Below are 24,627 nucleotides of genomic sequence, written 5' to 3'. Positions count from 1 at the left end.
GCCCCTTATCCCCAGAGGGGACCCCACCTTCCCCTTTAACCTTTTCCCGGACAGCTGCCACGAAGTCTCTTGATATCACACGAGAAACTTAGTGACACTCTTCACGTGTAAACCACTGTCTACTAATATTTAGACGAGCTCAACAAACACACCACTGCGTGCAAATTCCTCCTCCTCGGGGGTGAAATGTGGAGCTTTATCGATAAGGTCAGGATTGAAGTAGTATGTCTCTTGCAAGAAGTTTCCGCTAATGGCAGCTTCCTCTAATTCCTTTATGTAATCCTGTGCAACTATACACGCTTCCTTAATGCCTTCCTCATCACCCTTATCCAACAGCTTTTGCAATGTTGTTCTCACCCCTGCTAGCCGTGATGCTGGTCTGAGTATGCCATAGAGGCGGTAGATGCGGTCAGTTGCAATGCTAATGTGTTGAAGTGCTTTAGCTCGTGCCAGTTCAGAGTCAATGCTAGGCCAATAGCGAGTCGTATAAAATGCTTTCTCGTCCTTATGGTACCACTCTTCCGAGCGAGCAATAGAAGAGGAAACTGTGTTATGCAGCTTCCAAAGGAAGAGGCGAAGAGAAGAACCATCCACAACAGTGGACAGCTTTGCATCCAGCGACACTTCAAAGTTAGTTAGGTGTATGTCACGTCCAAGAACAAGGTACTCCACGGGGTACATTTCCACCTCCTTATTCTGCACCACATACATGTTGAGATGATGACGACAGTAAGGACAGGGGTACATGGTAGCAAACAGCCCGAAGAATTCCTTGAAGGTTCGCACTAGGGCTTTTTGTTGCTCAGGTGTCTTGGTACAGACAATTTCAGCAGTCGTGTGGAAGAAGCGCCACACCGCAGGACCAATATAGTATGGAAAGCTGACACGCATTTGTGCATCCTTTACATCGCTCCGCCCTAGATACACATCAATGAATGACACATACTGTGAGAGCGCACCTGATTCACGTCCAAACTCCAAGCGTTCGCGCCGTTTTTGCACACCATTGAGGTAATGGTGTGTCAGTCGCCATGCTTGCTTGAGTCTCAACAGAAGTTGAGCGGTGCAGTTTGCAAAGCTTTCTGCAACATCCGCCCCATAGCGGTTAAACTCCCCTGCTGTCTTGGTGGAGTCGTACCACTTCTGCAAAGCCACCTCGTCAGGTACTGTGTTGCTCTGGATGTCCGCTTTTGTACTCACGTTGAACGCAGCTAAAAGCTTTGGCATGAAATCCTCATACCAATATGATACCGGCATCATTGCACCATCCACTTCTTCTGATGCACTTGTCAGGATAACACGGTTCCACTTCTTCAGGTACTCTTGTGGATGTTCCTCAGATTTAGCTGGTGGTGGAGCCAACTCCGCATTCAGCTCTATGTTCCTCAGTCGGTTGAGTTCGTTGATGGCAAGTACACCTTCAGCGATATCACGTAAGCTAAAACTTTTCTTCTTCAGTGTAATCGCAAACTCAACCCCCGCAGCAAATTTCTGTTTGACAGTGGCAGACTTACCACGCGCCTCCAACATCGCTTTCTCTTCTGCCAACATCTCTGGTGTCTTTTGGATTGTCTTCCAGTTCTGAATGCGTTCCTCTAGTCGCACATACTCAGCCGAAATTGATTCAACTACGGCATCTAGTACAGGATGGCAAGCCGCTTCCACTATACCCAATCCTTTGTACAGTTCAATTGCCGTCTTTACAAACTGCACAAAGTCAGTGATTCTATATGGCAAGTTTCTTACGCGCAGATGGGTTTCGTGGTTGGCGGAGAAACTCTCGCGGAAACAGCGGTAAGCTGCTCCTTGAAGTAGACGAAACAAAGCAATTTGCATCTGCAAACAGGAGGTACCACGCTGCTGCTCATTTTGTGGATGTTGGGAGAGTACTTGTTGCAGCCGCCCCACCTCTGAATCTATCTTAGTAGATGTTTCTTGTGAAGTGTCAGTAGTCGCCGAGACTGCATTGATGGTAGCTGTGTCAATTGAATCTGTAGTTGTTTTCAGCGAACTGGTGCTTACAATTGGTGAGTCTTGATACCCCGTTGTGATCTCTGATTCATCGGGCATCAGTTGACAAAACTCCTTAAAGTCAATCGAAGCATCGCCATCATGGTCCACTTCTTTGACCATCTCATCGAGTTCTTCATCGGTCAACCCAAACTGGCTCATCACGGATCGCATCTCGTCTGCGGTGATTTCACCACTACCGTTTTCATCAAACACACTAAATGCCAGCTTGAGGCGACTGTTGCGATCGCCTTGCCTAGACACCATCAGTGCTTTGAACTCCTCAAAATCAATACTACCCGACAAGTCAACATCAACTTCCTTAATCATGTCGCGCACTTCCGTGTCGCTGGGAGTCTGTCCCAAGGAACGCATGACTTGCCCTAGTTCCTCGGTTGAGATCGCTCCACTACCGTCCTCATCAAACACTGTGAACGCTTCCCATAGCTTCTCTACCTGCTGTTCACTGAGCACAGTTTTTTCAAACTCTACACTTGTCATAACTCGCTCTCTTTTGAAATTTATTTTTCAGGAATATTCTTGGATTAGTATAAAACTTGTGAGCCCTTGAAAAAAAAGCTCTCTTGCTATTGACGAACAAGAGAGCATTGTGTGGTGTGAGGAGCAAACTGAATGTTTGCTAATATAAGTGTAGCAAACCAGATTTGAAGTTTTGTTAAAATTACGGCAATTTGCTGCAACAGCTGTCCAGACTTCTAGTCTAGAAACTAACGAAGTTTCAGCGCTAATGTTAAGCCATCTGCGATTGGTAGCATGCTGATCGTAATTCGTGGATCATGATGCAGTTTCTGATTTAAGGCGCGGATGTTGTTAGTTCTGTTGTCTTGCTGTTGAGGGTCTGCAACTCGTCCTGACTGAAAGACATTATCAATTGCAATCAACCCACCAGGACGTACAAGTTGTAGAGCTCGCTCATAGTAGTTATCGTAGTTGTTTTTATCTGCATCAATGAAGGCAAAATCAAAAGTTCCTGCTTCTCCACCAGCAATCAAACGATCCAGAGTCTCCTGTGCTGGGGCTATATGTAGTTCAATTTTATCTGCGACTCCTGCTTTTAGCCAATAACGCCGGGCGATCGCCGTATCTTTCTCACTGACATCACAAGCTACAACCTTACCCTCTGGTGGCAATGTCAATGCCACTACTAAAGAACTGTATCCTGTAAAAACACCTATATCTAAAGTTTTTTTTGCTTCTATTAACTGCACCAGCAGTGCCATAAATTGCCCTTGCTCTGGAGCAATCTGCATAATGCTCATTGGATGCTGCGCGGTTTCCTCTCTCAATTGTGCTAACACTTCTGGCTCTCGCAATGAGACTGAGTGCAAGTAGTCATAAAGATTTTTTTCGAGTCCTAGGGTTTTATTTGCCATGTTCTGCTGTTAGTAGCTAATGATATTGTTATCACTGTTCACTGGTAAGCATAACGCTCTGGGCTGATGTGTGGAAGCAGAGAATCCTTACAGTCAAAAGTTGCCAGACGTTAACATAAAAGAAAGCAAGATATAAATTTCCCTTTTATACAAAAAAGCTCCTGTGATACCGATTAATCTTGACTCGCTCATCAGCGCAATTACTGGTATTGCCAATCCAATAATCAAAGAAAAGATTCAGCGTAACGAGACTGTCATCAAATTATTAAAGAAATTTAACCTTGATCCAGAGCATCCTCCATCTGATTTCAGCGGAGTTTACGCCTACGCTCTGGTAGAATATGGAATAGGCAAACCCAAGCCATTTCTCGAACTTTTTCGGCAAGAAGAAATAAAACAGGCTTTCCGCAAAGCATTAAGTCATAACAATCCCTCAATTCTTCTCTCAGAAATTGATGCTTTTCTCGATGCCTACGCCTTGGGTGATGAAATCAAAACCTCGGGAATTGACATGAGGCGAGAAATTGCTGCTTTTGCCACGGTTTTTATCGAAGTTGCTAAGCGCAGCCGAACACCTGCTGATGTTTTGATGAATCAGCAGATAGGTTCTCTACATAAAAGAATCGCAAGTATCCAAGAACAGTTGGAAAGACTGCCGACACAGGAAGGAATGAGAACAGAGATGGCACGGTTAGCAGCACAGAGTGTAGAGACGTTGCATGCAACGTCTCTACAAGAAAAGAAATGTCGGGCGATCGCTTTAGCCCAGCAGATGCAAGGCTGGTTTGAAACCTTGGGCTACCGCTTTGAAAAGTATGAAGTTTGGGAAGACAATTATTTTGAGTGGATTATTGATATTCCCGCACGACGTAATCGATATGACCGCATTCTTATACGTGGAATTGAGGGTGAGGCGGGACTAGGTGATGTGATGGCTTTGCGTCAGTCGGTGGAAAAGCAAAAAACTGATGAAGGTTGGTTAGTGACAGCAAGACGAATTTCACGGGCGGCGCGTGATGAAGTAGAGAAAGAGGAAAATCGCCAGCTTGATTGTTATACTTTTGACGAACTGATAGACCAAGATGCTGACTTCAGTGATTATCTCGACTGGCTAGAGGCTGAGGTGAAACGCCGAGAAATTGACAAAAAATACGTGCCGTTGGCTTGCACTAAAGAAGAATTTGACTCACTTAGCAAACGCCGAATCGGAGTCAGTCGATACGACGAACGCGACGGCTGGATTGATGGTTATCTTGATATGTGGTTAGATGACCCTGCTAAGGAGCATATTTCTATTTTAGGGGAATTTGGCACTGGTAAAACTTGGTTTGCTTTTCATTATGCGTGGATTGCACTGCAACGATATCGGGATGCCCAAAAACGTGGCGTTGAACGTCCCCGGCTTCCTCTTATCATCACCCTGCGCGACTATGCTAAAGCACTGAATGTTGAGAACGTTCTGGCAGGTTTCTTTTTTACACAACACAATATTCGCTTAAACAGCGAGGTTTTTGACCAGCTTAACAGTATGGGGAAACTGCTGTTGATTTTTGATGGTTTTGACGAAATGGCTGCGAAGTGCGTAGACGCGAAGCGGCTTGCCGAAGGCATCGCCAACAAATGATCAACAACTTTTGGGAGTTGGCGAAAGTCGTCGTTCCTGGTGCTAAAGTGATCTTGACTTGTCGCACCGAACATTTTCCAGAAGCAAAAGAAGGACGTGCTTTACTCAACGCAGAATTGCAAGCTTCTACCGCCAACCTGACAGGTGAAACGCCCCAGTTTGAAGTGCTGGAACTGGAGAAATTCGACGACGAGCAAATCCGGCAGGTGTTGTCATTCCAAGCTGAATCTACCACAGTTGAGCAGGTCATGAGCAATCCTCAACTGTTGGATTTGGCGCGTCGTCCAGTGATGACAGAGTTAATTTTAGAAGCTTTGCCAGATATTGAAGCAGGTAAGCCAGTGGATATGTCGCGAGTTTACCTGTATGCAGTGCGGCGGAAGATGGAACGTGATATAAAAGCAGAGCGAACTTTTACTTCTTTAGCAGATAAGCTCTACTTTTTGTGTGAACTTTCCTGGGAGATGCTGTCTACTGACCAGATGAGTTTAAATTATCGCCTTTTTCCTGACAGAATTCGTCGGTTGTTTGGTGATGTTGTTCAGGAGGAGAAGGATTTAGACCACTGGCATTATGACATGATGGGGCAGACGATGCTGATTCGTAATGCCGATGGTGATTATACTCCGGCGCATCGTTCGCTGTTAGAGTTTTTTGTCGCTTATAAGTTTGCGGCCCAGTTGGGGGCGTTGGCTGATGATTTTATTCAGTTGGCGCAGGTGCAGTTGCATATAAATAATGATGCAGCACCAGTTGATTACACTTGGTCATCTTATTTTCGTCACCAGGTGCATGAGGTGGGGGGAATTTTGTCAAGTGCCCCACTGAGGAGATTTGCAAGTGAGTCGTTGGAAAAGTTGAGGGAGAGTTTTGGGCGATCGCCTTTAACAAAAGCGGTGATGGATTTGCTTTTACCGATGATTGATGTTGATACTCAAAAGTCGGTTTTTGATGTAATTGAGGGAACGAAGGGGAGAAGTGAAGATGAGGTGGGTTATGTTGGGGGAAATGCGGCAACATTATTGTTAAAAGCCGATGAAAATGCATTTGAAATGAGGAATTTGTGCCACACTGTCATTAAAGGTGCTGATTTTAGCAATGCGAGTTTGCTCGGTACTAATTTCACAGAGGCAAATTTATCTGATTCAAGTTTCACAAAACTCTTTGGCAGAGTTATTTGTGTAGCATTAAGCCCAAACAATCAACTTTTAGCAACAGGTGATTATTATGGTGCTGTTCATGTGTGGGAGATGGCTACAGGTAAAGAAGTTTTAGTTTGTGAAGGTCATTATAATCTTGTAAATTCAGTTGTCTTTAACTCTTCTGGTGAAATTTTAGCCAGTGGTGGTCACGATGGAACAATAAAGTTCTGGGATACAAATACAGGGAAATGCATCAAAACCTTGTATGGACATGATAACCGAATACACTCGATTGCTTTTAATCCTAACGGTCAAATACTTGCTAGTGGCAGTTACGATCAAACTGTGAAACTATGGGATGTTGAGAGTGGTGAGTGTTTAATAACTTTAAGAGGACACACAGACAGAGTGCTATCAATAGCGTTTAGTGCAGATGGTCAAATGCTGGCTAGTGGTAGTTGCGATCAAACTGTAAAACTATGGGATACCAAAAATGGTGAATGCTTAAAAACTTTGCGAGAACATGACAGTAGGGTATATTCAGTTGCATTTAGTCCAGATAGCCAAATACTTGCGAGTGGTAGTAATGATCAAACGATCAAACTATGGTGCATCAATGATGGTAAATGTTTGAAAACTATTCGAGAACATACTGATCGGGTAAATTCAGTTATGTTCAGCCCTGATGGTCAAATTCTTGCTAGCGGTAGTCATGATCGAACGGTGAAATTGTGGAATGTTAAGAGTGGAGAATGTTTAAAAAGTCTACATGGACACACAGATAAAGTTTATTCGGTTGTTTTTAGTTCGGATGGTCGCATAGTTGCTAGTGGTGGACGTGACCAAACTGCGAGGTTATGGCATGTTGAGAGTGGTGAATGTTTTATAACCTTACAGGGATATACTGATTTACTACGAGCCACTTTTAGTCCCGATGGACAAACTCTTGCCATCGGCAGTAATAACAAGGTAGTTAAGCTTTGGGATTACCGCACAGGAAAATATCTGCGAATTTTAAAAGGTCATAGCAGTTGGGTTGGTTCTGTTGTTTTTAGTCCAGATGGAAAGCTGCTTGCTAGCGCTGGCGGAGACAAAACAGTAAGGTTATGGGAGATCGAGAGTGGTCAGTGTCTAACAACTTTACAGGGACATACCAGTCGGATACACTCACTCGCCTTTAGCCCAGATGGAAAGTTAATTGCTAGTGCTAGTGGAGACGATACCATAAGGCTGTGGGATGTCCAAAGCAATCAGTGTTTGAAAATTTTGCGAGGACACAGTGACCGAGTCCTGTGTGTCACTTTCAGCCCAAATACTCAAATACTAGCTAGTAGCGGTGGAGACTGTACCATAAAGCTGTGGAGTATATCTACAGGTGAGTGTTTTAAAACTTTAGAAGGACACACTAATTGGATATATTCAGTTACATTTAGCCCAGATGGTCAGATGCTGGCTAGTGGTAGTGATGATCGAACGATAAAACTATGGGATGTTGGTGTAAATAACTATCTTAAACCTAAAACTTTACATGGTCATACTAGTTGGATAGGAGGAGTTGCCTTTAGTCCGGATAACTCAGTACTTGTAAGTGGGAGTGGAGATGGGATAGTGAAATTATGGGACACTCGTACAGGAGAATGTCTAAATACTTTTCATGAAGATACTAATCAAGTTTTAGTTAATCAAGTTTCAGTTGTCTTCAGCCCTGATGGTCAAGTAATTGTAAGCAGCGGTCTGAATTTAAAGTTCTGGGATGTAAAAACAGGTGAGTGTTTTAAAAAACTAACATCTCGACCCTACGAAAACATGAAGATCACAGGCGTTATAGGTTTAACCGCAACCGAGAAAGCCACCCTTAAAGCACTAGGCGCAGTGGAAGAAGGGGAAATGTAAAATTAAAATATTCACACAATCTGAAAACGCAACTAGCCAAAAAACAATGACAACGAAAGAAAGTCTCAAACAAGAAATAGACAAGCTTAGTGAAGAACAATTTCAACTTGTCGCTGATTTTATTGAATTTATCAAATTCCGTACTCAAAAAAATGATACAAATCCCAAAAAAGACTTAGCAAATTTTACGGGGCATGAAAAACAACTCAACCGTATCCAGGGAAGGAAGAAATTCGTAAAATAGTGGGTGAATCTTTGGCGCAAGAAATAATTAACAAACATAAAAGGGCGATCGCCCAGCCGTAGCAGTGCGCTGTCTTCGCGTAAGCGCAAAGTGCAGGCGCAGCCAACGCGTAGCGTGCCCTTTAGGTATTGCCATAGAGTGCTCGCTTTAGTGCGATCGCCTGACTTCCAAAATAGAATGAGAGAATTTATATAATCTAAATTAAAAGGATGAAATGGGAGCAAACTAAAATGTCAGAGAAAGTTAATATAGTTATTGAAAAGAACGAGTCAGGATACCTTATATCTTGTCCAGAACTAGAAGAATATCAATTTCAGGATAATTCTCTTGATAGTGCGTTTGCACGACTTCAAGAAGCAATCACTATTTATATGAAAAAAGCTGATGCTTCAAACAATCACACAACAGGTGAATCCATACTAAAAATTGTTGAAAGTTTTACAAATGATATGACCGATGAGGAGCTAAGCCAACTCCCGACGGATGCTGCTGAACAACATGACCATTACCTCTATGGAACACCAAAAAAAGCCTAAATGAAACTTGTATTTGCAGATACTTTCTATTGGGTAGCATTAATAAATCCAAGAGATAATTGGCATAAAAAAGCGATAGAGATGACCAGAAGCTTGGAACTGGTTCAAATTGTGACGACAGATGAAGTATTGACTGAAGTGCTGAACTTTCTGTGTACCTATGGAAACCGAATGCGGCAACGCAACGTTCAATTAATTAAAGATATCATTGCTAATCCTAATATTCAGGTGATGCAACAAACTCGCGAATCTTTTTTACAGGGTTTGGAGTTGTACGAAAGTCGTCTTGACAAAGAATACAGCCTCACAGATTGTATTTCTATGCAAACGATGAAGCAATTAGGAATTATTGATGTGTTGACCCACGATAGGCATTTTGTCCAAGAAGGTTTTAGAATTTTGTTTCAAGATACATAAGTGTAACAAAAAATCTACTATTGTACAAACGTGACACTTTTGGTACTTATTTAATTATTTCCTTTCAAAGCTGCTACTAAAATTCGCATGACTTGCTCCAAATCTTCGGGAACTCGATAGCTATTAATCCCCTGTTCAAAATGCTTTGTGTTGCGGTCGAGCCTACCGAATTGCCATATTGTACCTGTAGAAACAACGCCAATAAAAATTGGCTGTTGGTCAAGTGTAGTCGAGCCTGACCACTGATATAGTGCCACCAATTCGGCGACTAACTGCGTAAAACCTCGCGTTAAATCCTCGTATTTTGCCTCAATGACTAATAGTTTATTTCCGGATTTTACCCGCAGTAAATAATCTAAATTACCTTGAAGCCAATTAGAAACTTTCAAACTATATTCAATTCGTAATTCTGCCTGTGTGTAATGAATTAACTCCGTCACCACCCGCGAGATGAGAATTTCTCGTCTTGCAAGTTCGTTAGTCAACGGTACAAATGGTAATACCTCCTCAATGCGATCTGCAGCAAAGCAGCAGCGCTAGCTCCAGCAGGGAGCCGCTTCGCGTTAGCCCTTGGCGTGCGCTTGCGCTTACGCTATCGCGTAATTCTCCCAAGCGATCAAGTTCATCAGGGAACTGAGGTAAATTGAGCGTTTTTCGAGTTAAACTATAGCCAAATTCTTGAGCGAGTTCACTAGCTTCAAAGCCAAGCTCAAAGTATCGGCTGAAAGTATAACTTTGATTGGAGTCAAGAATTGACATAAGCTAAGCTGCACATCACATTTTTCTTAGATCACGGATAGATTAGCAGTGCTTTAGCTCATAAAGTGCGTTACACTTCGTTACGCATCCTACGCTTTGAAGCCATTAGCAGCATAAAGTAATTGGGTAGGTAAAAGCTTCTCAAGGAATTGAGGGTGTAGCCGTGGTTGGAATTGTCATAGTTTCTCACAGTCGCCAGCTAGCAGAAGGAGTCCGAGAACTAGCAGTGCAAATGGTTCAGGGTAAAGTCCCCTTGGCTATTGCTGCAGGAATTGACGACTCAGAAAACCCGCTAGGTACAGATGCTATACAAGTTTATGAGGCGATCGCCTCTGTTTATAATGATGAAGGTGTCGTCATCTTAATGGATTTAGGCAGCGCTTTAATGAGTGCAGAAATGGCACTTGAATTTCTCTCAGAAGAACAACGCTCAAAAGTCCATCTGTGTGAAGCACCACTTGTTGAAGGTGCAATTGCAGCTGCTGTGACTGCAGCTTCTGGTAGCAACATTCAACAGGTGATAGCCCAAGCACGGGGAGCATTGGTTGCTAAAGCCACTCAATTGGGTGTAAATGTGAGCCATATCCTTGAGGAAACCACGGACGTATCTACGTCATTTGTCAATGAAGAACAAATGACAAAAGAAATACGTCTTACAGTCCGTAACCCTTTAGGATTACACGCTCGTCCAGCAGCGAAATTTGTTGCAACAGCAGCCCGTTTTCAATCCCAAGTCAAAGTGCGGAATGTTACTAAAGGTACTGAAGCAGTACGCGCTGACAGTATCAACCAAGTATCCACCTTGGGTGTGCGTCAAGGACACGAATTAGTTATTACTGCAACTGGTTCTGATGCAGATGAGGCGCTGGTAGCATTAAAAACATTAGTCCAAAATAACTTTGGCGAAGAAGATACCAGCCCATCACCCTATCACCTCACCCCATCTCCCCACCCCCCTATCTCCCTATCACCCCATTACTTACAAGGTATTCCTGCTTCCAATGGAGTGGCGATCGCACCCGTTTTTCTGTATCATCCCACTCCAATCCATGTACAGCAATATCACGTAGATAATCTTGAGGAAGAGTGGCAACGTTTACAAGTAGCTGTTCAACTTGCTCACGAGGAAATTCAAGCTTTATTCTCACAAACATCTATCCAAATTGGAGACGCTGAAGCTGCTATTTTTGATGCTCATCTGCTTTTCTTAGAAGATCCTGTGGTACTTGAAGCCGTTCAGCAACGCATTTTTGAACAACACCTCAATGCTGAAGCAGCTTGGCAGGCAGTGGTGAATGAGTTGGCAGATAATTATCGTACTATTGAGGATTCTTATCTACAAGAGCGAGTTGCTGATGTTATGGATGTTGGACAGCGAGTCTTACGAGTGCTCAGTAGATTTGAATCTCATCTGATCATTTCTGAGCACAATCCTACCCATTTTAATTTATCCGAACCAGCTATTTTAGTGACAACTGATATCAGTCCTTCTGACACTGCAAGACTAGACCCAACAAAAGTTTTGGGAATTTGTACAACATCAGGAAGTGCTCTTTCACACAGTGCTATCATCGCTCGGAGATTAGGTATTCCTGCGATTTTTGGTTTACCACCAGAGATACTGCAAGTAGCAAACAGTACCCTTGTGGCGCTTGATGGAGAGATTGGCAGAGTTTGGATAGAACCAGAAGGAGATATCCAGACTGCACTTGAGGCAAAGCGGAATGCACAGCAGATTGCTCATCAGCAAGCAATGACAACGGCGGCGAATCCAGCAATCACTCGTGACAAGACCAGGCAAATCAAAGTCTATGCTAATATCGGAGGTATTTGTGATACTGAAGAAGCTTTGAGGTTGGGTGCAGAAGGCGTAGGACTGTTCCGCACTGAGTTTCTTTATTTGGAAAGAACAACACCACCTTCAGAAGAAGAGCAAATAGCAGTTTATCAACGAATCGCCCAACTTCTTGAAAATCGTCCGTTGATTATTCGCACACTTGATGTGGGAGGCGACAAGCCAATTCCTTATCTGAATTTTCCACAAGAAACGAATCCTTTTTTAGGTTGGCGTGGAATTCGTTTTTGTCTTGCTCATCCTGATATTTTTAAAAACCAGTTGCGGGCAATTTTAAAAGCAAGTCTTGGACATGAAATTAAAATCATGTTTCCGATGATTGCGACTGTGCAAGAAATACAAGCAGCAAAGGCAATACTCGCAGAAGTACAAACTGAACTACGTCAAGCGGATATTTCTTTTGATGAAAAGATGGAAGTCGGGATGATGGTAGAGACACCTTCGGCTGTTGTGCTTGCTGAACAGTTAGCAGCTGAAGTGGACTTTTTTAGTATAGGAACAAATGACCTTAGTCAGTATATCATGGCAGCAGACCGTACACATCCACAAGTTGCAACTTTAGTTGATGCAATGCATCCGGCTGTGTTGCGGATGATCCAGCAAACTGTCCAAGCTGCGCATAAAGTAGGCATTTCGGTGGGATTATGTGGGGAACTAGCAGCAAATCCTTTAGCAGTGCCGATTTTACTAGGGTTAGGATTGGATGAAGTGAGTTTGAATCCACAAGCGATTCCAACATTTAAGCAGGCGATCGCCCAATTAACAATGGCACAAGCAGAGGCGATCGCCACATCAGCATTGCAACAAGATTCTGCAGATAAGGTCAGAACGTTGATTCGTCAAATGTTAACGTAATTCTCTGATTTTGAATGTGTTAGTAGCGTGCTGTAGGCAGCGAATGAGCGAATTCCCCAGAACAGTTAACTCTAGTAAACATCCAAATACTCATGGCGTTCCCACTCGGTAAGATGTTCGTGAAAACGAGCTAGTTCAAAACGCTTCACAGTTGTAAAGAGGTGGACAAACTCTTGAGAGAGTATATTTTGCATATCCACATCTGTAGCCAGTCTAGATAAAGCTTCCTCAAGCGTTTGAGGTAACTTCGGTAGATTTGGGTTGTCCTCGCTGGGACCTTCTACTGAGGGTTGTAGTTGACGCTGTTGTTTAATACCCAACAAACCCGCTGCTAGAGTAGCTGCTGCACTTAGGTAAGGATTACTAAGACCAGAAGCTGCGCGCATTTCTACATGAGTTGATTCATCATCGGTTACCTTGACTCGCACCATTGCTGAACGATCTTCAATACCCCAACTGATATTCGAGGGAGCAAACGTGTGAGGTTTGAGGCGACGATAACAATTAGGCGTAGGATTCACTAATGGCATCATCGCCTCTGCATGATCTAAGATACCTTGAATGAAGGCTTGAGCAGTAGCAGATAAACCATACTTGTCATTCTTGTCAACAAAAGCATTGTTTCCAGTGTTGCGGTCAATGAGGCTGATATGAAAATGACAACAGCAACCGGATTTATTAATAAAAGGTTTAGACATGAAGGTGGCGTGATAGCCGAGTTGATGAACAATCTCCTTGACTGCATTCTTGAAGGTAAAAGCCTTGTCAGCACCACGAATTCCTGTACTTGGTCCGTAGTTGATCTCGAATTGGGAGGGACCGTACTCGCAGTTATGGGTGATAACATCTATCTCAGAGGCGCGCAGATATTCCAGTAACTGGGTGATTTCAGGAACGTATTGGTTGCGAATATTATTAAAAATATGTAACCCATCAAAAAGCGGTTCCTTTGTTTCTTGATTAAGAAGATAGAACTCAAACTCATGCCCCATCATGACATCGAATCCAAGCTGTGCTGCTTCTGCTAGTAACTGCTTGAGTATATAACGGGGTGCAACTTCCACAGGTTCTTTTGCACTCCATACGGGGTCACAAATGACCTTAGCTGTTTTTTCTATCCAAGGTACTGGTGTTAAAGTATCAAGGTCTGGAATTAAGAGTAAGTCACGGTATTTCCGTTCTCCGTGATAGCCAGAACCGGGTACAACCATTGAAGCGGTATCTAAAGCAAGACAACCGCCATAAAAATTAAGACCTTTACTCGTAAAGCTTTCTACTTTGTCAATTGGCACAACTTTTGAGCGAGAGACTCCGTGTAAATCCGGTAACTCGAAGCGGATGTACTCAAAACCTTGGTCTTTTAGATATTCAATAAACTGGGTGATGCTATCAAAAGCAGTTTTTGTCTTGTTTAATACAGACATTTTCATCGCGCGTAGATGATTGACATATGTTAATTTAGCTTTAAATTAAACCTATGACCATCGCTATCCTCAGAAAAAACCCTTAGCTGAACACTTGATTTTTGACACTCCCCCGGCAAAAAGCCGGGGGATTCTTGGCTCATCGACGTTTCTTGCTTTTGCAAGTGTTACCACCAACAGAAGTAGAGGAAACATCTCCCCAAGCGTTGATTCCCGGATGCCCTCCGGTATTTTTAGCTTTGAGCAATATGTTGATAGCTGCATTCACATCTCGTTGCAGAACCGTTCCGCAACGAGAACAATTATGAGTCCTTGTAGACAGCCCTTTCTTAACAGTCTCTCCACAATTACTACATTTTTGTGACGTGTAGTGAGGTGCGACAGCGACAACTTTGTTATCAAACTTCAAAGCAAAGTATTCAATCCAACGACGAAAAGAAGTCCAAGCAACATCACTGATTGACTTGGCTAGGTGGCGATTTCTAACCAGCCCTTTCACGTTTAAATCTATGCCCTTCGGGCACGCTGCGCTATCGTAGGCGACAAAGGCGTTAGCCTTGCATACGCAACGTGCCAGTCTCTTGGCATGTTCTTCACGTTGCCTACTTACTCTTAAATGTTTCCGGGCATATCGCCCCCTAGCTTTTCGTCTGTTGTTTTTACCTTTTTCCTTGGTGTAAATCCGGCGTTGAGCGTGTTTAATAGCTTTTTCAGCTTTTCTTAAAAACCTTGGATTTTCTTCGTGATGCCCGTTTGAATCAGAGTAAAAATGTTCTAATCCGACATCCAAGCCGACTTCACCATCTCCTGTTCTCGCTTCGGATGCAGTGTCTACCTTGATGCAAAACTGGACATAATAGCCATCAGCCTTGCGTACAATCCGGACGCGCTTGATTAACTCGATTGGATATGTGTGGATATCCCACTTACCCAACAACTTAACTTCACCGATACCTTTGTTGTCCAAGAAAACAATCCGACGCTTTGTTGAGTGTAGCTTCCATCCAGACTGCTTGTACTCGACAGAGCGACAATCTTTCTTGAACCGAGGATAGCCCTTTAACCCTTGTTTGTTTTTCTTGCAATTATCAAAAAACCTGTTGATTGCGCGTTCCACATTCTCAACAGAAGCTTGGCACGCATGACTATTTAGGTCTTTGACAAATCCAAATTCTGCACGCAACTGAGTGTTGTACTGATATAGCTGCTTCTTGCCTACTCCACGGTTATCCATCCAATAACGTAATACCTTGTTCCGTACAAACTGACTTGTACGAATAGCTTCGTCTATGGCTGTAGATTTCGTCTTCTTGACTACCGCTTTGTACTCCAGTACTAACACTCTTGAATCACCTCCTTTTGTTTGTTAGCTTATATCTAGTATACACGGCATATCTATAAATGACAACCAAAAAGCGGTTAAGAGACGTACCAATTTTGCACGATGAGGTAAAAGCCAAAAGAACTGTAGTGCTTACCCCTACGGCTTGGGAAAATATCAAAAATGTAGCAAAATCTCGCGGGATAAGCGCTAGTGAGTTGATAGAAGAATTTGGACGGGGATTAAAATCCCCTACGGGCTTATCCCCATAAATAGAATTTAGGGGCTTGCGCCCTTCGACTTTCGGTCATGCTGTTCTTTCGCACACTACGCGTATCCCTGGCGTGTACTTTGGGCTTTTGTTCCACGGAGTCTATCCAAAACGCGATCGCATTGTGTCATTCACATAATCGCGCTTGTGTCAATCCTGAAAATCTGTAAATTATGAAAAAGGTTTGATATTACAATCCTATTTGAGTTGTGAGATTTCGTTGTGAAACGAATCATAGAGAACACAGAGGACATACGAACTGGGAGAAATTGCGATGGTTGGAAGTTTGCCGGAAAATAAAACGAAATCTCTTGTTGAGTTGGCTGACGACTTAAAGCTAGATTTCTTCCTGGTATCATTTACAGACCTTTTGGGGGTAACCCGTGCCAAGCTCATTCCTGCTGCTAAGATTGCTACAGTTGAATCTGATGGTGCTTTCTTTGCTCCTTTTGCTTGTTATTTAGGGCTAGGACCAGACTCTCACGATATTGCTGCTATTCCTGATCCAAATTCTCTGATTGTTCTACCTTGGCAAAGAAATGTTGCTTGGGTAGCTAGTGATGTTTACTTAGATGGTGAACTGTTTAGCGCGTCTCCACGTGTGATTTTTAAAAACATACTCCAGCAGTGCGAAAGCCTGGGTTATAGCTATAAAACTGGGGTAGAAGCTGAGTTTTTCCTACTTAAGAAAAATGACCAAGGTTATGAAATTGCTGATGCAATGGATACAGCCGCCCGACCTTGCTATGACCAGTTGAACTTAATGCGGCAGTTTGATTTGATTTCCACGATTGTGAGTTACATGGAAGAGTTAGGCTGGGAACCTTACCAGTGTGATCACGAAGATGCTAACGGTCAATTTGAACTCAACTGGACTTACAGCGATGCACTGACAACTGCTGACCGCCATGTGTTCTTTAAGTACATGGTGAAAACTCTAGCCGAACAACGAGGTTTGACAGCGACTTTCATGCCCAAACCATTTTCGCACTTAACTGGAAATGGTGGACACATACACATGAGCCTTTGGGGAAGTGGGAACGCCTTTTTGGATAAAACGGATGAGATGGGATTGAGTGCGATAGCATACGAATTTATTGCTGGCGTTCTCGCCCATGCCCGTGGATTATCAGCACTGTGCAATCCAACAGTCACATCATACAAGCGATTGGGAGCCAGCAATACCAATTCTGGAAGTACCTGGAGTCCTCGCTACATATCTTACGGCGGTAACAACCGCACCCACATGATTCGCATTCCGGAGGCGGGAAGGTTTGAATGTCGTCTGGTGGATGGATCTGCTAATCTTTACTTAGCTCAGGCAGGAATTTTGGCAGCAGGGTTAGAAGGAATGGCGAAGCATCTTAGCCCTGGGAAGCGCTTGGATGAAAATATGTTTGTCCGGGGTTCAGAGTTTCCCAACCTCCAGAAACTCCCAACTAGCTTATTTGAAGCACTCCAATGTTTAGAACAGGATGCTTTGTTGATGACGACTCTGGGAGACTTAGGAGTAAAGACTTTTCTGGAGTTCAAGTATCAGGAATGGGATGCTTACAACTCCACAGTGACACCTTGGGAATTGCAGCACTACATTAATTGCTGATGACTAATTGCCTTTTTGCCATTGGTCATTAGCAATTGATGTAGGGGTGGACGAGTATTGAGGAGGTGCTACCTTCGAGACCTATTCGAGACCTAATCGGTTCTTTGCCAAATTTTAATAGTTTTATCAGAACTACCACTTACAATTAACCGATTGTCTGGGCTAATTACAATAGAATTTACTGCGCCTGAGTGTCCAGTGAGAGTTTGTAGTAATTCTCCAGTATCAAAACTCCAAATCTTGATAGTTTTATCAGCACTAGCGCTAGAAAAAGTTTGTCCATCAGGACTGACAACAACTGATTTCACTTCATCTGAATGTCCACTCAGCGTATAGACGACATGACTTGTGTTCAGATGCCAAATTTTAATTGTTTTGTCTAAGCTACCGCTGATTAAGAATTCACCATTAGGAGAAATAGCTATTGCTTTGACTTCATCTGAATGCCCACTGAAAGTGCGTAATAGTTCTCCTGTCATTGGATTCCATAGCCTAATTTTATGATCACTGCTACCACTGGCGAGGATTGTACCATCTGGGCTGATTGCAGCGGCATAAACTGCGGATGAATGCCAAAGAGTACAAATGCGATCGCCTTTATGCAAGTTCCAAATCTTGATTTTGTTACTACCGCTGGCAAGAATTTGTCCATCTGGGCTAATCACCACAGAGTTAACGGGCTTTTGATGCCCTAAGAGAGTGTGCAATAATTTCCCAGTCGCAAGATGCCATACTTTGACATTATTTCTAGGATGTTCGCAGCTACCAACAACGAGGAAATTTCCATCGGGGCTAATAGCTATAGATGAAACTTCTCCTATATTTCCAGTTAAAGTACGAATAACTTTTCCTGTGGTGAGATTCCAAATCTTAATCGTTTTATCTACACACCCACTCACTAAAGTCTGTCCATCTGGGCAGATAGCTACAGATGTGACTTTATCAGAGTGTCCAGTCAGGGTATGACTAAGATAAGCAGATTTTTCTTGGTGTTTGTCTTTGGCTTTGGCAATGGTATTCAAAAGTTCTTCAACATAAATCACATTTTGACTATCATCAACTGCTGCAAAATATTCTTTCAATTTTTCGATATATTCCTGATCTTCTATCTTCACGGCTGATTGCATTGCCACTAAAGGATGTCTTCCTTGCTGTTGTGGAACTTGACGCATTTGCAACCATGTGTTTAATGAGTAATCTAGTTGTTCCTTTGCCCATATGTCATCAGATAAATATGATAAAACCCGCGCCAATTCCAATGCTAAATCAGGAATCCAGTGATGTTGCTTCATCTCCAGAGCCTGATAGAGTTGTTTATATCCTGCAGCATATACGCGAAGTGGATTCTCGCCAGATATCGCTTGTAATGATTTTGAATCAGAGGCGTTTGTCAGAAAACTAGCTAATAATTCAGGTAGTCGTGGAGGAACATCATGATGAACCAAATGATATGCATCAGCTACCCAACCCGCAGCGAGAATATGACATCTAATCAAAACCTGGCACAGTTTTTCAATATCCTGACGGTTGATTTGGTATTGTAACGGTAACTCACTAATGTCAATGCCTTTTTCTTTCCATTTTTCTGCCTTTTCCAAAATTGCTAAATTAATCACATTTTCTCCGCCAAGATGATTAATTTCTTCTAAATTTTCTCCTAGCGCGATGAGTTCATCTCTAATTATTTTCCACTTCCTCGCACGGCTTATTGCCGATTCGTAAACAATTTCCTTATATGAAAAACGAGACATCGTTTGATAGTAATAATTATCTTGTCCCAGTCCCCAATAACCAATACGAAAATTGAGATAATCTCCATCAGCTTCTGACTCTAGAATTAAAATAGGCTCTGTTTTTAACATTCCAAACAAAGCCTTAATACTTGATTCACTGTGAAAACGCTTACTATCCCAAGCGCCAGCTAAAAACTCCGTTGGTCTAACCGGATTATGTAGAGAATAATGCTGATTTAAAAATTCTCGTAAACCTTCAGCTAACATAAACTCGATATCTGAAGTTTCTTCTCCTCGATTATCAAATTTATCAAACTTAATTTTAGGAGGAGCAAGAAAAATTTTGAGTGGAGTTCGTTGATGACTTTTTTGAGACTCTAAAATTTGTGAAGGCGATAATCGTAAAGGCCAACTTTCAAAAACTTTTTGGACTTCTGGTAACTTGAGTGCGATTTCTCGCTGTTGTGTTGCTATCTTTAATTGTGTTTCTTGGTAAGAAAATGCTAATTGCTGTTGCTGAAATTTTTCCTGCTCCAATCCTTTCACATGACTGATACTCCGACTGGCACTGCTAACAGATTGGATAAATTCTTTAATCTCTTCTGAAGGCAGATATTTTGCAACAGCCGGACGGTCTTCATTTCTCTTTTGTATTAAAGTTGCAATAACAGGTGTCAACTCTAATACTAGTTGAATAAGTAATCTTACTCCTTGCTCCATAAAAAAATATCTGCCAAGTCAATACTAGGTCAATACAATTAACACTGTTTAATATTTAGTGGATGATAGCTAGATTTTCTGTCAATTCCTACTATGAATGCTGAAAGTGTAGATACAGCCCATCCTACTACTTGCTTATTACTTGCTGGTATCTCATTCTTTATCACAAAAGAAAGAATACGCCAGAAATCCTCAAAAAACAAGTTTTTGCAATATTTTACCGTCAAGGAAAATTAAAAATAGCTGAAAATCTTAAAAATCAGTATCAAAATAGAACAAAAGATTTTTTGTTTGCTCAATAATTATTATATAACAATTCTAAATGAATTGGTTGTAATATAGTTTATACTCCATATGTTAGACCTTGCTTGCGTTTACATCTTTTGCATCTTAAGTGGTGTATTTCAAAGTAAACAAGGGAAAAACAAAACAGACTAAGAGATCATCTTGCAAATGGACGATATTTTTGAGAGAAAGTACGTGAAATCTATTATTCCACGCACCTTGGACAAAGACATATAGAGACAAAATAGAAACAAAAATTAAAATCTTACTCCCAGTTGTCCATTAATTCCTCGAACTGAATTGTAACCAACTCCTACAAAAACGTTATCGCTAGCACCCACCTGAACCCCGCCAGAAAAAGCAAATCCTTTATCAGCTGAATAGTATCCCAATCCTACATAAGGTGAAATCACAGGCAAGCTGATAAATTTTAAGACATCTACACCTGTAGAACCGTCAGGACCAAATCCTAACTCGGCTCCCAAATTCAAGGCTCTTGCCCCTACAGAATAAGTTATATCACCTTCTTGGCTACCAACTGAGACCCAAGGTTGCGGTATGATTTGAGCATGAGCAATTTGCGGGGCAAATAAAGCTAACAAACTAAATGATGCGAACAGTGTTTTCGTGATTAACGCTGTTTTCACGTTCTACTCCTTCACGACCTGTGATAATGTAATCTATTTGGTAGAAATACTAAAGATAAAAAACTGTGTACCCTAGGCTAACTGCAACAGATTTGACAGCTGCTTAATTCCCAATCAAGATTAACAGCAGTTCACTTGTGATGTGCTAACTGCTGTTCATCAAGGTTTGTTTGGTATAAGTGATAGTGACGAAATGACCGTTACTTAAGTGCCCAATTATATGAAAAACAAACCACAAAGGGGAAACAGCGCCCTGGGCGGATCGAAAGAAAGAAGAAGTCAATAAAACTTGGCGCAGCCTCACAGAGAAATGGTACAAGTAGTGGGTTAACTCGGTTTTCCAAAAAATTGATGCAAAATTGTGACTGGTTTTAATGTTTTTTCTTAGTTAAGACAGCACTAAGGTAAACTATGAATTACGCAGAAGAACTGAAAAGCTATCTAGATGAACAGGGACGCGTAAAAGAGTGGCCCTCCAAGCGCAATAAAGGAAAGTTTCAAAAACTGGTGTTAGAGTATTTAGCCTCAAAGTTTGAAGTTGATACTGTTTATACAGAAAAAGAGGTGAATATACTGCTTAATCAGCATCACACATTTGGTGATCCTGCGATGTTGCGACGAGAGTTATTTGAGGCTGGATTGATTGACAGAAAGCGGGATGGTTCCGCTTACTGGTGCAATGTTCAAAATTGACGCGACCAATCTTTAGGCCAGCGTTCGACGACCACTTTCGTTTGGGTAAAAAATTCTACAGCATGGTTGCTTTGACCGTGTAAATCACCAAAAAAGCTTTCTTTCCAACCGCTAAACGGGAAAAATGCCATTGGTGCGGCGACTCCTATGTTAATGCCAATATTACCAGCTTCAGCTTCATAGCGAAACTTACGGGCAGCAGCGCCACTGGTGGTGAACAGACAAGCCATGTTACCGTATTGACCGCTGTTGACTAGGGCGATCGCCTGCTCAATAGTCTCTAAATGTATTAAACTCAGCACAGGACCAAAAATTTCTGTCCGCGCAATTTCACCGGCTGGATCAACATTTTGCAGAATTGTTGGACGTACAAAATTACCATTTTCATAACCAGATATCTTGGAATTTCGCCCATCCACTAACACTGTCGCCCCTTCATCTGACCCCTTTTGAATTAAATCCTCAATTCGTGCTTTACTTTGAGTAGTAATAACTGGTCCCATTTCTACACCTTGGTCTAAACCATTCCCGACAACTCGCTTTTTAGCAGTCTCAGTCATCGCTTCTGTAAAGGTGTGGCGTGCTTGTCCTACAGTCACAGCTATAGAAGCAGCAAGACAACGTTGTCCTGCACAACCAAAAGCACTATCAGCAGCGATGCGTGTCGTCATTTCTAAATCTGCATCTGGCAAAACAATCAGGGGATTTTTGGCACCACCTTGGCATTGCACTCGTTTACCATTTGCAGCTGCCCGACCATATATATATTTTGCAACAGGTGTAGAGCCAACAAAACTAATTGCTCGAATTTTCGGATGATCCAAAATTGCATCTACAGCTTCTTTTGCACCATTCACTAAATTAATCACACCTTTGGGCAACCCTGTCTTTTCTAACAATTGGAAGATTTTTTGCATTGTTAGCGGTACCTTCTCGGAAGGCTTGACAATATAAGTGTTACCACAAGCAAGAGCATAAGGCATAAACCAAAACGGAATCATCCCCGGAAAGTTAAATGGGGCAATAACTGCAGCAACTCCCAAAGGTTGACGAATCATCATTTCGTCAATTCCTCTAGCAATATCTTCTAAGTTCGTCCCTTGCATCATCATCGGAATCCCGCAAGCAACTTCTACATTTTCAATAGCGCGTTGCATCTCACCTTTGGACTCTGCCAAAGTTTTACCACATTCAGTGGTAATTGTACGAGCTAAATCTTCCAAATTCTCTTCTAGCAGATACTTCAGTTTAAATAGATACTGCACTCGTTCCGTGGGTGGAGTGCGTCGCCAACTGACAAAAGCTTCTGCTGCTGCTTCCGTTGCTTGGTTTACCTCAGAAGCAGGTGATAGGGGTACTTTAGCCAGTATCTCTGCTGTAGCTGGGTTGAGAACATCCAAGTATTCTGTAGCGATAGATGTACACCACTGACCGTTAATGTAGTTGGGTAATATCATTACTTTGTCCATCAGTTAACTATGAAATCTGTAGAAGATAAATCCAGGAATTATGAATATCCTAGGGGCAAAGAGCAAGATATTGCTATGAATAGCAGTGAAGTAGCAAGGATGTTGTAGGAGAAACGCTGATGTCAAAGCCGAAGATTCTACAGGAGAATGGAAACTATTCATTTCGTTCGTACTTTGAGTTACCCAACGACACAGATGAGATTTTAGCAGAATTTGGCTATACTTTTACTCGCAGTCGGTTACAGCTTCCTAAAACTAGCAGTCAATTAGAACGTTTAACCGAACTACAACAGCAGATAGAAGAAACTATCCCTTATGTCACTCTCAGTAGTGAAGCAGCCAAACGAGAGATTTTGATCGCCCCTGTCTTGAGTCGGGTAGCAGTGACTTGTAAGCGCTTGTTGAGGATTGAGTATCCCCTAAAAGTCAATAACTTACTTCAAGGAAATCTAGACTATTTCATTCAATCTGAACAAAATTTAGTTGTCGTCGAGGCAAAACGTGACGATTTAACGCGGGGTTTTACTCAGCTAGCAGTAGAAATGATTGCGCTTTCCATGCTAGAAGATACGCCATTTATACTGTACGGAGTAGTGACAATGGGAGATGTTTGGGTTTTCGGCACCTTAGAGAGTCATTCGCGTACTGTGACACGGGATATTGCTTCTTACACATTACCTGATAATCTGGAAGAAATCGTCAAAATTTTAGTCGGTATTTTGGAGTAAAAGTAGAACATCACTCCTCGTAATAGCTATTCTTTCGGTGGTGTTTGTACCATTTGCGGTGACCTCTAATTTACTGCGTCTTTAGGATCAACACCTAAGTCCTTGAGTTTAGCGAGGAGTTCTTCCACTCGTTGTTGCGCAAGTTCCTTCTGTTGTCGTTCTGCTTCAGCCTGCTGCTGTGCAGCATCAGCTTGCTGCTGTGCGGCTTCGACTCTTTCTTCTGGTGTTGGTATCAGTTGCTTGTCTGAATTGAAAAACCGTAATTTTGACTCATGAACTCCCAAAAACAACTCTAGCTGGTGACTCGATAGCCAACCTTCGGCACTTGGTTCTATGGATTTGTACTGTCCCCCCATGAGACAAAATCCTTGAAACTCAAGAGTATCTGGGTGAAACCAAAAATATTCTGGTGTCCGAAAGACATCCTGATAGAGTTGCTTTTTCGTTCCTTTATCAACTTTAGCAGTACTGTTGGAAAGCAATTCAACTATAACGTTGGGATATTTACCCTCTTCTCCCCACAAAACCCAACTTTTGCGGGGGCGATTTTCACATCCTAAAACAACAAAAAAGTCTGAACCTCTAAAGTCTCGTGTCGTGATGTGTTTTGGACTGTAATATATAGTTAGGTTACCACTAGCGTAGAAATCACTGCGGTTTTGCCACCACCATTTCAGGCAAGCCAGCAAAAGTTCTATTTGCTCTCGATGAAGGTCACTTTCCAAGGGAGGTTCATCACTCCACAAGTCACATGGTGGAATGATAATATCTTCTGCGTTATCTTGTACAGTAAATTCTGCAGGCGTTTCTGTATTTTTTGCAGCCATCTTAGTGGTTAAGAGCTTTTGGTGCTACCTTTAGTTTAATGAGCTTTAACACTAACAGAAAAATCCTACACAGAAATTTCCTCCTCTGTTGTCTGGTGTGGTTTTTAAAAACCACAAAGACAGTTCACTCAAAGCGCAAAAAGCTTGTGATGTAAGCTTTTTGAATGCGTGTTAGCG

Annotated in this window: 18 protein-coding genes and 1 pseudogene; 9 read left to right on the top strand and 10 right to left on the bottom strand. The window is 42.3% G+C overall.

Annotation, left to right across the window (positions count from 1 at the left end):
• Window positions 1-129 precede the first annotated feature (129 nt).
• The gene (locus DP117_RS16465; protein ID WP_169219368.1) at window positions 130-2,511 is read right to left on the bottom strand and encodes an EF-hand domain-containing protein; all 2,382 of its coding nucleotides are present in this window, start codon (window positions 2,509-2,511) and stop codon (window positions 130-132) included.
• Between the two features lie 227 nt (window positions 2,512-2,738).
• Entirely contained in the window at window positions 2,739-3,404 is a 666-nt protein-coding gene (locus DP117_RS16460; protein ID WP_169219367.1) for a class I SAM-dependent methyltransferase, read from the bottom strand.
• Between the two features lie 163 nt (window positions 3,405-3,567).
• Here DP117_RS16460 and DP117_RS16455 point away from each other — a divergent pair.
• The 4 genes and pseudogenes from DP117_RS16455 (at window position 3,568) to DP117_RS16440 (ending at window position 9,260) form a co-directional block, all read left to right on the top strand.
• Window positions 3,568-8,063: pseudogene (locus tag DP117_RS16455) on the top strand (NACHT domain-containing protein).
• A gap of 46 nt (window positions 8,064-8,109) precedes the next feature.
• On the top strand, window positions 8,110-8,307 hold the full coding sequence (locus DP117_RS16450; protein ID WP_169219366.1) for a hypothetical protein: 198 nt from the start codon (window positions 8,110-8,112) through the stop codon (window positions 8,305-8,307).
• A 230-nt stretch (window positions 8,308-8,537) separates the two neighbouring features.
• The gene (locus DP117_RS16445) at window positions 8,538-8,843 is read left to right on the top strand and encodes a type II toxin-antitoxin system HicB family antitoxin (RefSeq protein WP_169219365.1); all 306 of its coding nucleotides are present in this window, start codon (window positions 8,538-8,540) and stop codon (window positions 8,841-8,843) included.
• Window positions 8,844-9,260 (top strand): PIN domain-containing protein, encoded by a 417-nt coding sequence (locus tag DP117_RS16440; RefSeq protein ID WP_169219364.1) that lies wholly within the window; start codon window positions 8,844-8,846, stop codon window positions 9,258-9,260. It abuts the gene before it with no gap.
• Between the two features lie 50 nt (window positions 9,261-9,310).
• Here the strand turns inward: DP117_RS16440 and DP117_RS37245 are convergent, their stop codons facing one another.
• Both DP117_RS37245 and DP117_RS37240 read right to left on the bottom strand, forming a co-directional pair.
• On the bottom strand, window positions 9,311-9,745 hold the full coding sequence (locus DP117_RS37245) for a hypothetical protein (RefSeq protein ID WP_339381275.1): 435 nt from the start codon (window positions 9,743-9,745) through the stop codon (window positions 9,311-9,313).
• 22 nt (window positions 9,746-9,767) lie between these two features.
• Window positions 9,768-10,019: a hypothetical protein gene (locus DP117_RS37240; RefSeq protein WP_339381274.1), complete on the bottom strand. Its 252-nt coding sequence runs from the start codon at window positions 10,017-10,019 to the stop codon at window positions 9,768-9,770.
• Window positions 10,020-10,182: 163 nt separating this feature from the next.
• Between DP117_RS37240 and ptsP the strand changes: the two genes are divergently transcribed.
• Entirely contained in the window at window positions 10,183-12,729 is a 2,547-nt protein-coding gene (gene ptsP / locus DP117_RS16430) for a phosphoenolpyruvate--protein phosphotransferase (RefSeq protein WP_169219363.1), read from the top strand.
• A 71-nt stretch (window positions 12,730-12,800) separates the two neighbouring features.
• Here the strand turns inward: ptsP and DP117_RS16425 are convergent, their stop codons facing one another.
• Entirely contained in the window at window positions 12,801-14,153 is a 1,353-nt protein-coding gene (locus tag DP117_RS16425) for a glutamine synthetase family protein (RefSeq protein WP_169219362.1), read from the bottom strand.
• Window positions 14,154-14,292: 139 nt separating this feature from the next.
• Window positions 14,293-15,495 (bottom strand): RNA-guided endonuclease TnpB family protein, encoded by a 1,203-nt coding sequence (locus tag DP117_RS16420; RefSeq protein ID WP_169219361.1) that lies wholly within the window; start codon window positions 15,493-15,495, stop codon window positions 14,293-14,295.
• 59 nt (window positions 15,496-15,554) lie between these two features.
• Between DP117_RS16420 and DP117_RS16415 the strand changes: the two genes are divergently transcribed.
• Together DP117_RS16415 and glnT are read left to right on the top strand one after the other, a co-directional pair.
• Entirely contained in the window at window positions 15,555-15,746 is a 192-nt protein-coding gene (locus DP117_RS16415; RefSeq protein WP_169219360.1) for a hypothetical protein, read from the top strand.
• A 273-nt stretch (window positions 15,747-16,019) separates the two neighbouring features.
• Window positions 16,020-17,348, top strand: coding sequence for a type III glutamate--ammonia ligase (glnT, locus tag DP117_RS16410; RefSeq protein WP_169219359.1), 1,329 nt, complete (start codon window positions 16,020-16,022; stop codon window positions 17,346-17,348).
• A 92-nt stretch (window positions 17,349-17,440) separates the two neighbouring features.
• Here glnT and DP117_RS16405 read toward each other — a convergent pair whose 3' ends face one another.
• Both DP117_RS16405 and DP117_RS16400 read right to left on the bottom strand, forming a co-directional pair.
• Window positions 17,441-19,801: a WD40 repeat domain-containing protein gene (locus DP117_RS16405; RefSeq protein WP_169219358.1), complete on the bottom strand. Its 2,361-nt coding sequence runs from the start codon at window positions 19,799-19,801 to the stop codon at window positions 17,441-17,443.
• Window positions 19,802-20,343: 542 nt separating this feature from the next.
• Window positions 20,344-20,733: a hypothetical protein gene (locus tag DP117_RS16400; protein ID WP_169219357.1), complete on the bottom strand. Its 390-nt coding sequence runs from the start codon at window positions 20,731-20,733 to the stop codon at window positions 20,344-20,346.
• 411 nt (window positions 20,734-21,144) lie between these two features.
• On the opposite strand from DP117_RS16400, the gene DP117_RS16395 reads away from it, so the two are divergent.
• Window positions 21,145-21,426, top strand: coding sequence for a DUF2087 domain-containing protein (locus DP117_RS16395; RefSeq protein ID WP_169219356.1), 282 nt, complete (start codon window positions 21,145-21,147; stop codon window positions 21,424-21,426).
• Here DP117_RS16395 and DP117_RS16390 read toward each other — a convergent pair.
• Entirely contained in the window at window positions 21,417-22,895 is a 1,479-nt protein-coding gene (locus tag DP117_RS16390; protein ID WP_169219355.1) for a CoA-acylating methylmalonate-semialdehyde dehydrogenase, read from the bottom strand. The genes DP117_RS16395 and DP117_RS16390 overlap by 10 nt on opposite strands.
• A gap of 119 nt (window positions 22,896-23,014) precedes the next feature.
• Between DP117_RS16390 and DP117_RS16385 the strand changes: the two genes are divergently transcribed.
• A complete protein-coding gene (locus tag DP117_RS16385) occupies window positions 23,015-23,623 on the top strand; it encodes a hypothetical protein (RefSeq protein ID WP_169219354.1) in 609 nt (202 codons plus the stop codon).
• Between the two features lie 65 nt (window positions 23,624-23,688).
• Here DP117_RS16385 and DP117_RS16380 read toward each other — a convergent pair whose 3' ends face one another.
• Entirely contained in the window at window positions 23,689-24,450 is a 762-nt protein-coding gene (locus DP117_RS16380) for a Uma2 family endonuclease (protein WP_169219353.1), read from the bottom strand.
• Window positions 24,451-24,627 lie beyond the last annotated feature (177 nt).

The organism is Brasilonema sp. UFV-L1 (assembly GCF_012912105.1).
Classification (GTDB): Bacteria; Cyanobacteriota; Cyanobacteriia; order Cyanobacteriales; family Nostocaceae; genus Brasilonema.
This window is presented reverse-complemented; position numbering and strand designations above follow the sequence as displayed.

What these genes read in the sequence shown, in the direction of transcription:
- DP117_RS16465 (WP_169219368.1), bottom strand. Translation starts at nt 2,511, where the DNA reads ATGACAAGTGTAGAGTTTGAAAAAACTGTGCTCAGTGAACAGCAGGTA.
- DP117_RS16460 (WP_169219367.1), bottom strand. Translation starts at nt 3,404, where the DNA reads ATGGCAAATAAAACCCTAGGACTCGAAAAAAATCTTTATGACTACTTG.
- DP117_RS16450 (WP_169219366.1), top strand. Translation starts at nt 8,110, where the DNA reads ATGACAACGAAAGAAAGTCTCAAACAAGAAATAGACAAGCTTAGTGAA.
- DP117_RS16445 (WP_169219365.1), top strand. Translation starts at nt 8,538, where the DNA reads ATGTCAGAGAAAGTTAATATAGTTATTGAAAAGAACGAGTCAGGATAC.
- DP117_RS16440 (WP_169219364.1), top strand. Translation starts at nt 8,844, where the DNA reads ATGAAACTTGTATTTGCAGATACTTTCTATTGGGTAGCATTAATAAAT.
- DP117_RS37240 (WP_339381274.1), bottom strand. Translation starts at nt 10,019, where the DNA reads ATGTCAATTCTTGACTCCAATCAAAGTTATACTTTCAGCCGATACTTT.
- DP117_RS16425 (WP_169219362.1), bottom strand. Translation starts at nt 14,153, where the DNA reads ATGTCTGTATTAAACAAGACAAAAACTGCTTTTGATAGCATCACCCAG.
- DP117_RS16415 (WP_169219360.1), top strand. Translation starts at nt 15,555, where the DNA reads ATGACAACCAAAAAGCGGTTAAGAGACGTACCAATTTTGCACGATGAG.
- glnT (WP_169219359.1), top strand. Translation starts at nt 16,020, where the DNA reads ATGGTTGGAAGTTTGCCGGAAAATAAAACGAAATCTCTTGTTGAGTTG.
- DP117_RS16405 (WP_169219358.1), bottom strand. Translation starts at nt 19,801, where the DNA reads ATGGAGCAAGGAGTAAGATTACTTATTCAACTAGTATTAGAGTTGACA.
- DP117_RS16395 (WP_169219356.1), top strand. Translation starts at nt 21,145, where the DNA reads ATGAATTACGCAGAAGAACTGAAAAGCTATCTAGATGAACAGGGACGC.
- DP117_RS16390 (WP_169219355.1), bottom strand. Translation starts at nt 22,895, where the DNA reads ATGGACAAAGTAATGATATTACCCAACTACATTAACGGTCAGTGGTGT.
- DP117_RS16385 (WP_169219354.1), top strand. Translation starts at nt 23,015, where the DNA reads ATGTCAAAGCCGAAGATTCTACAGGAGAATGGAAACTATTCATTTCGT.
- DP117_RS16380 (WP_169219353.1), bottom strand. Translation starts at nt 24,450, where the DNA reads ATGGCTGCAAAAAATACAGAAACGCCTGCAGAATTTACTGTACAAGAT.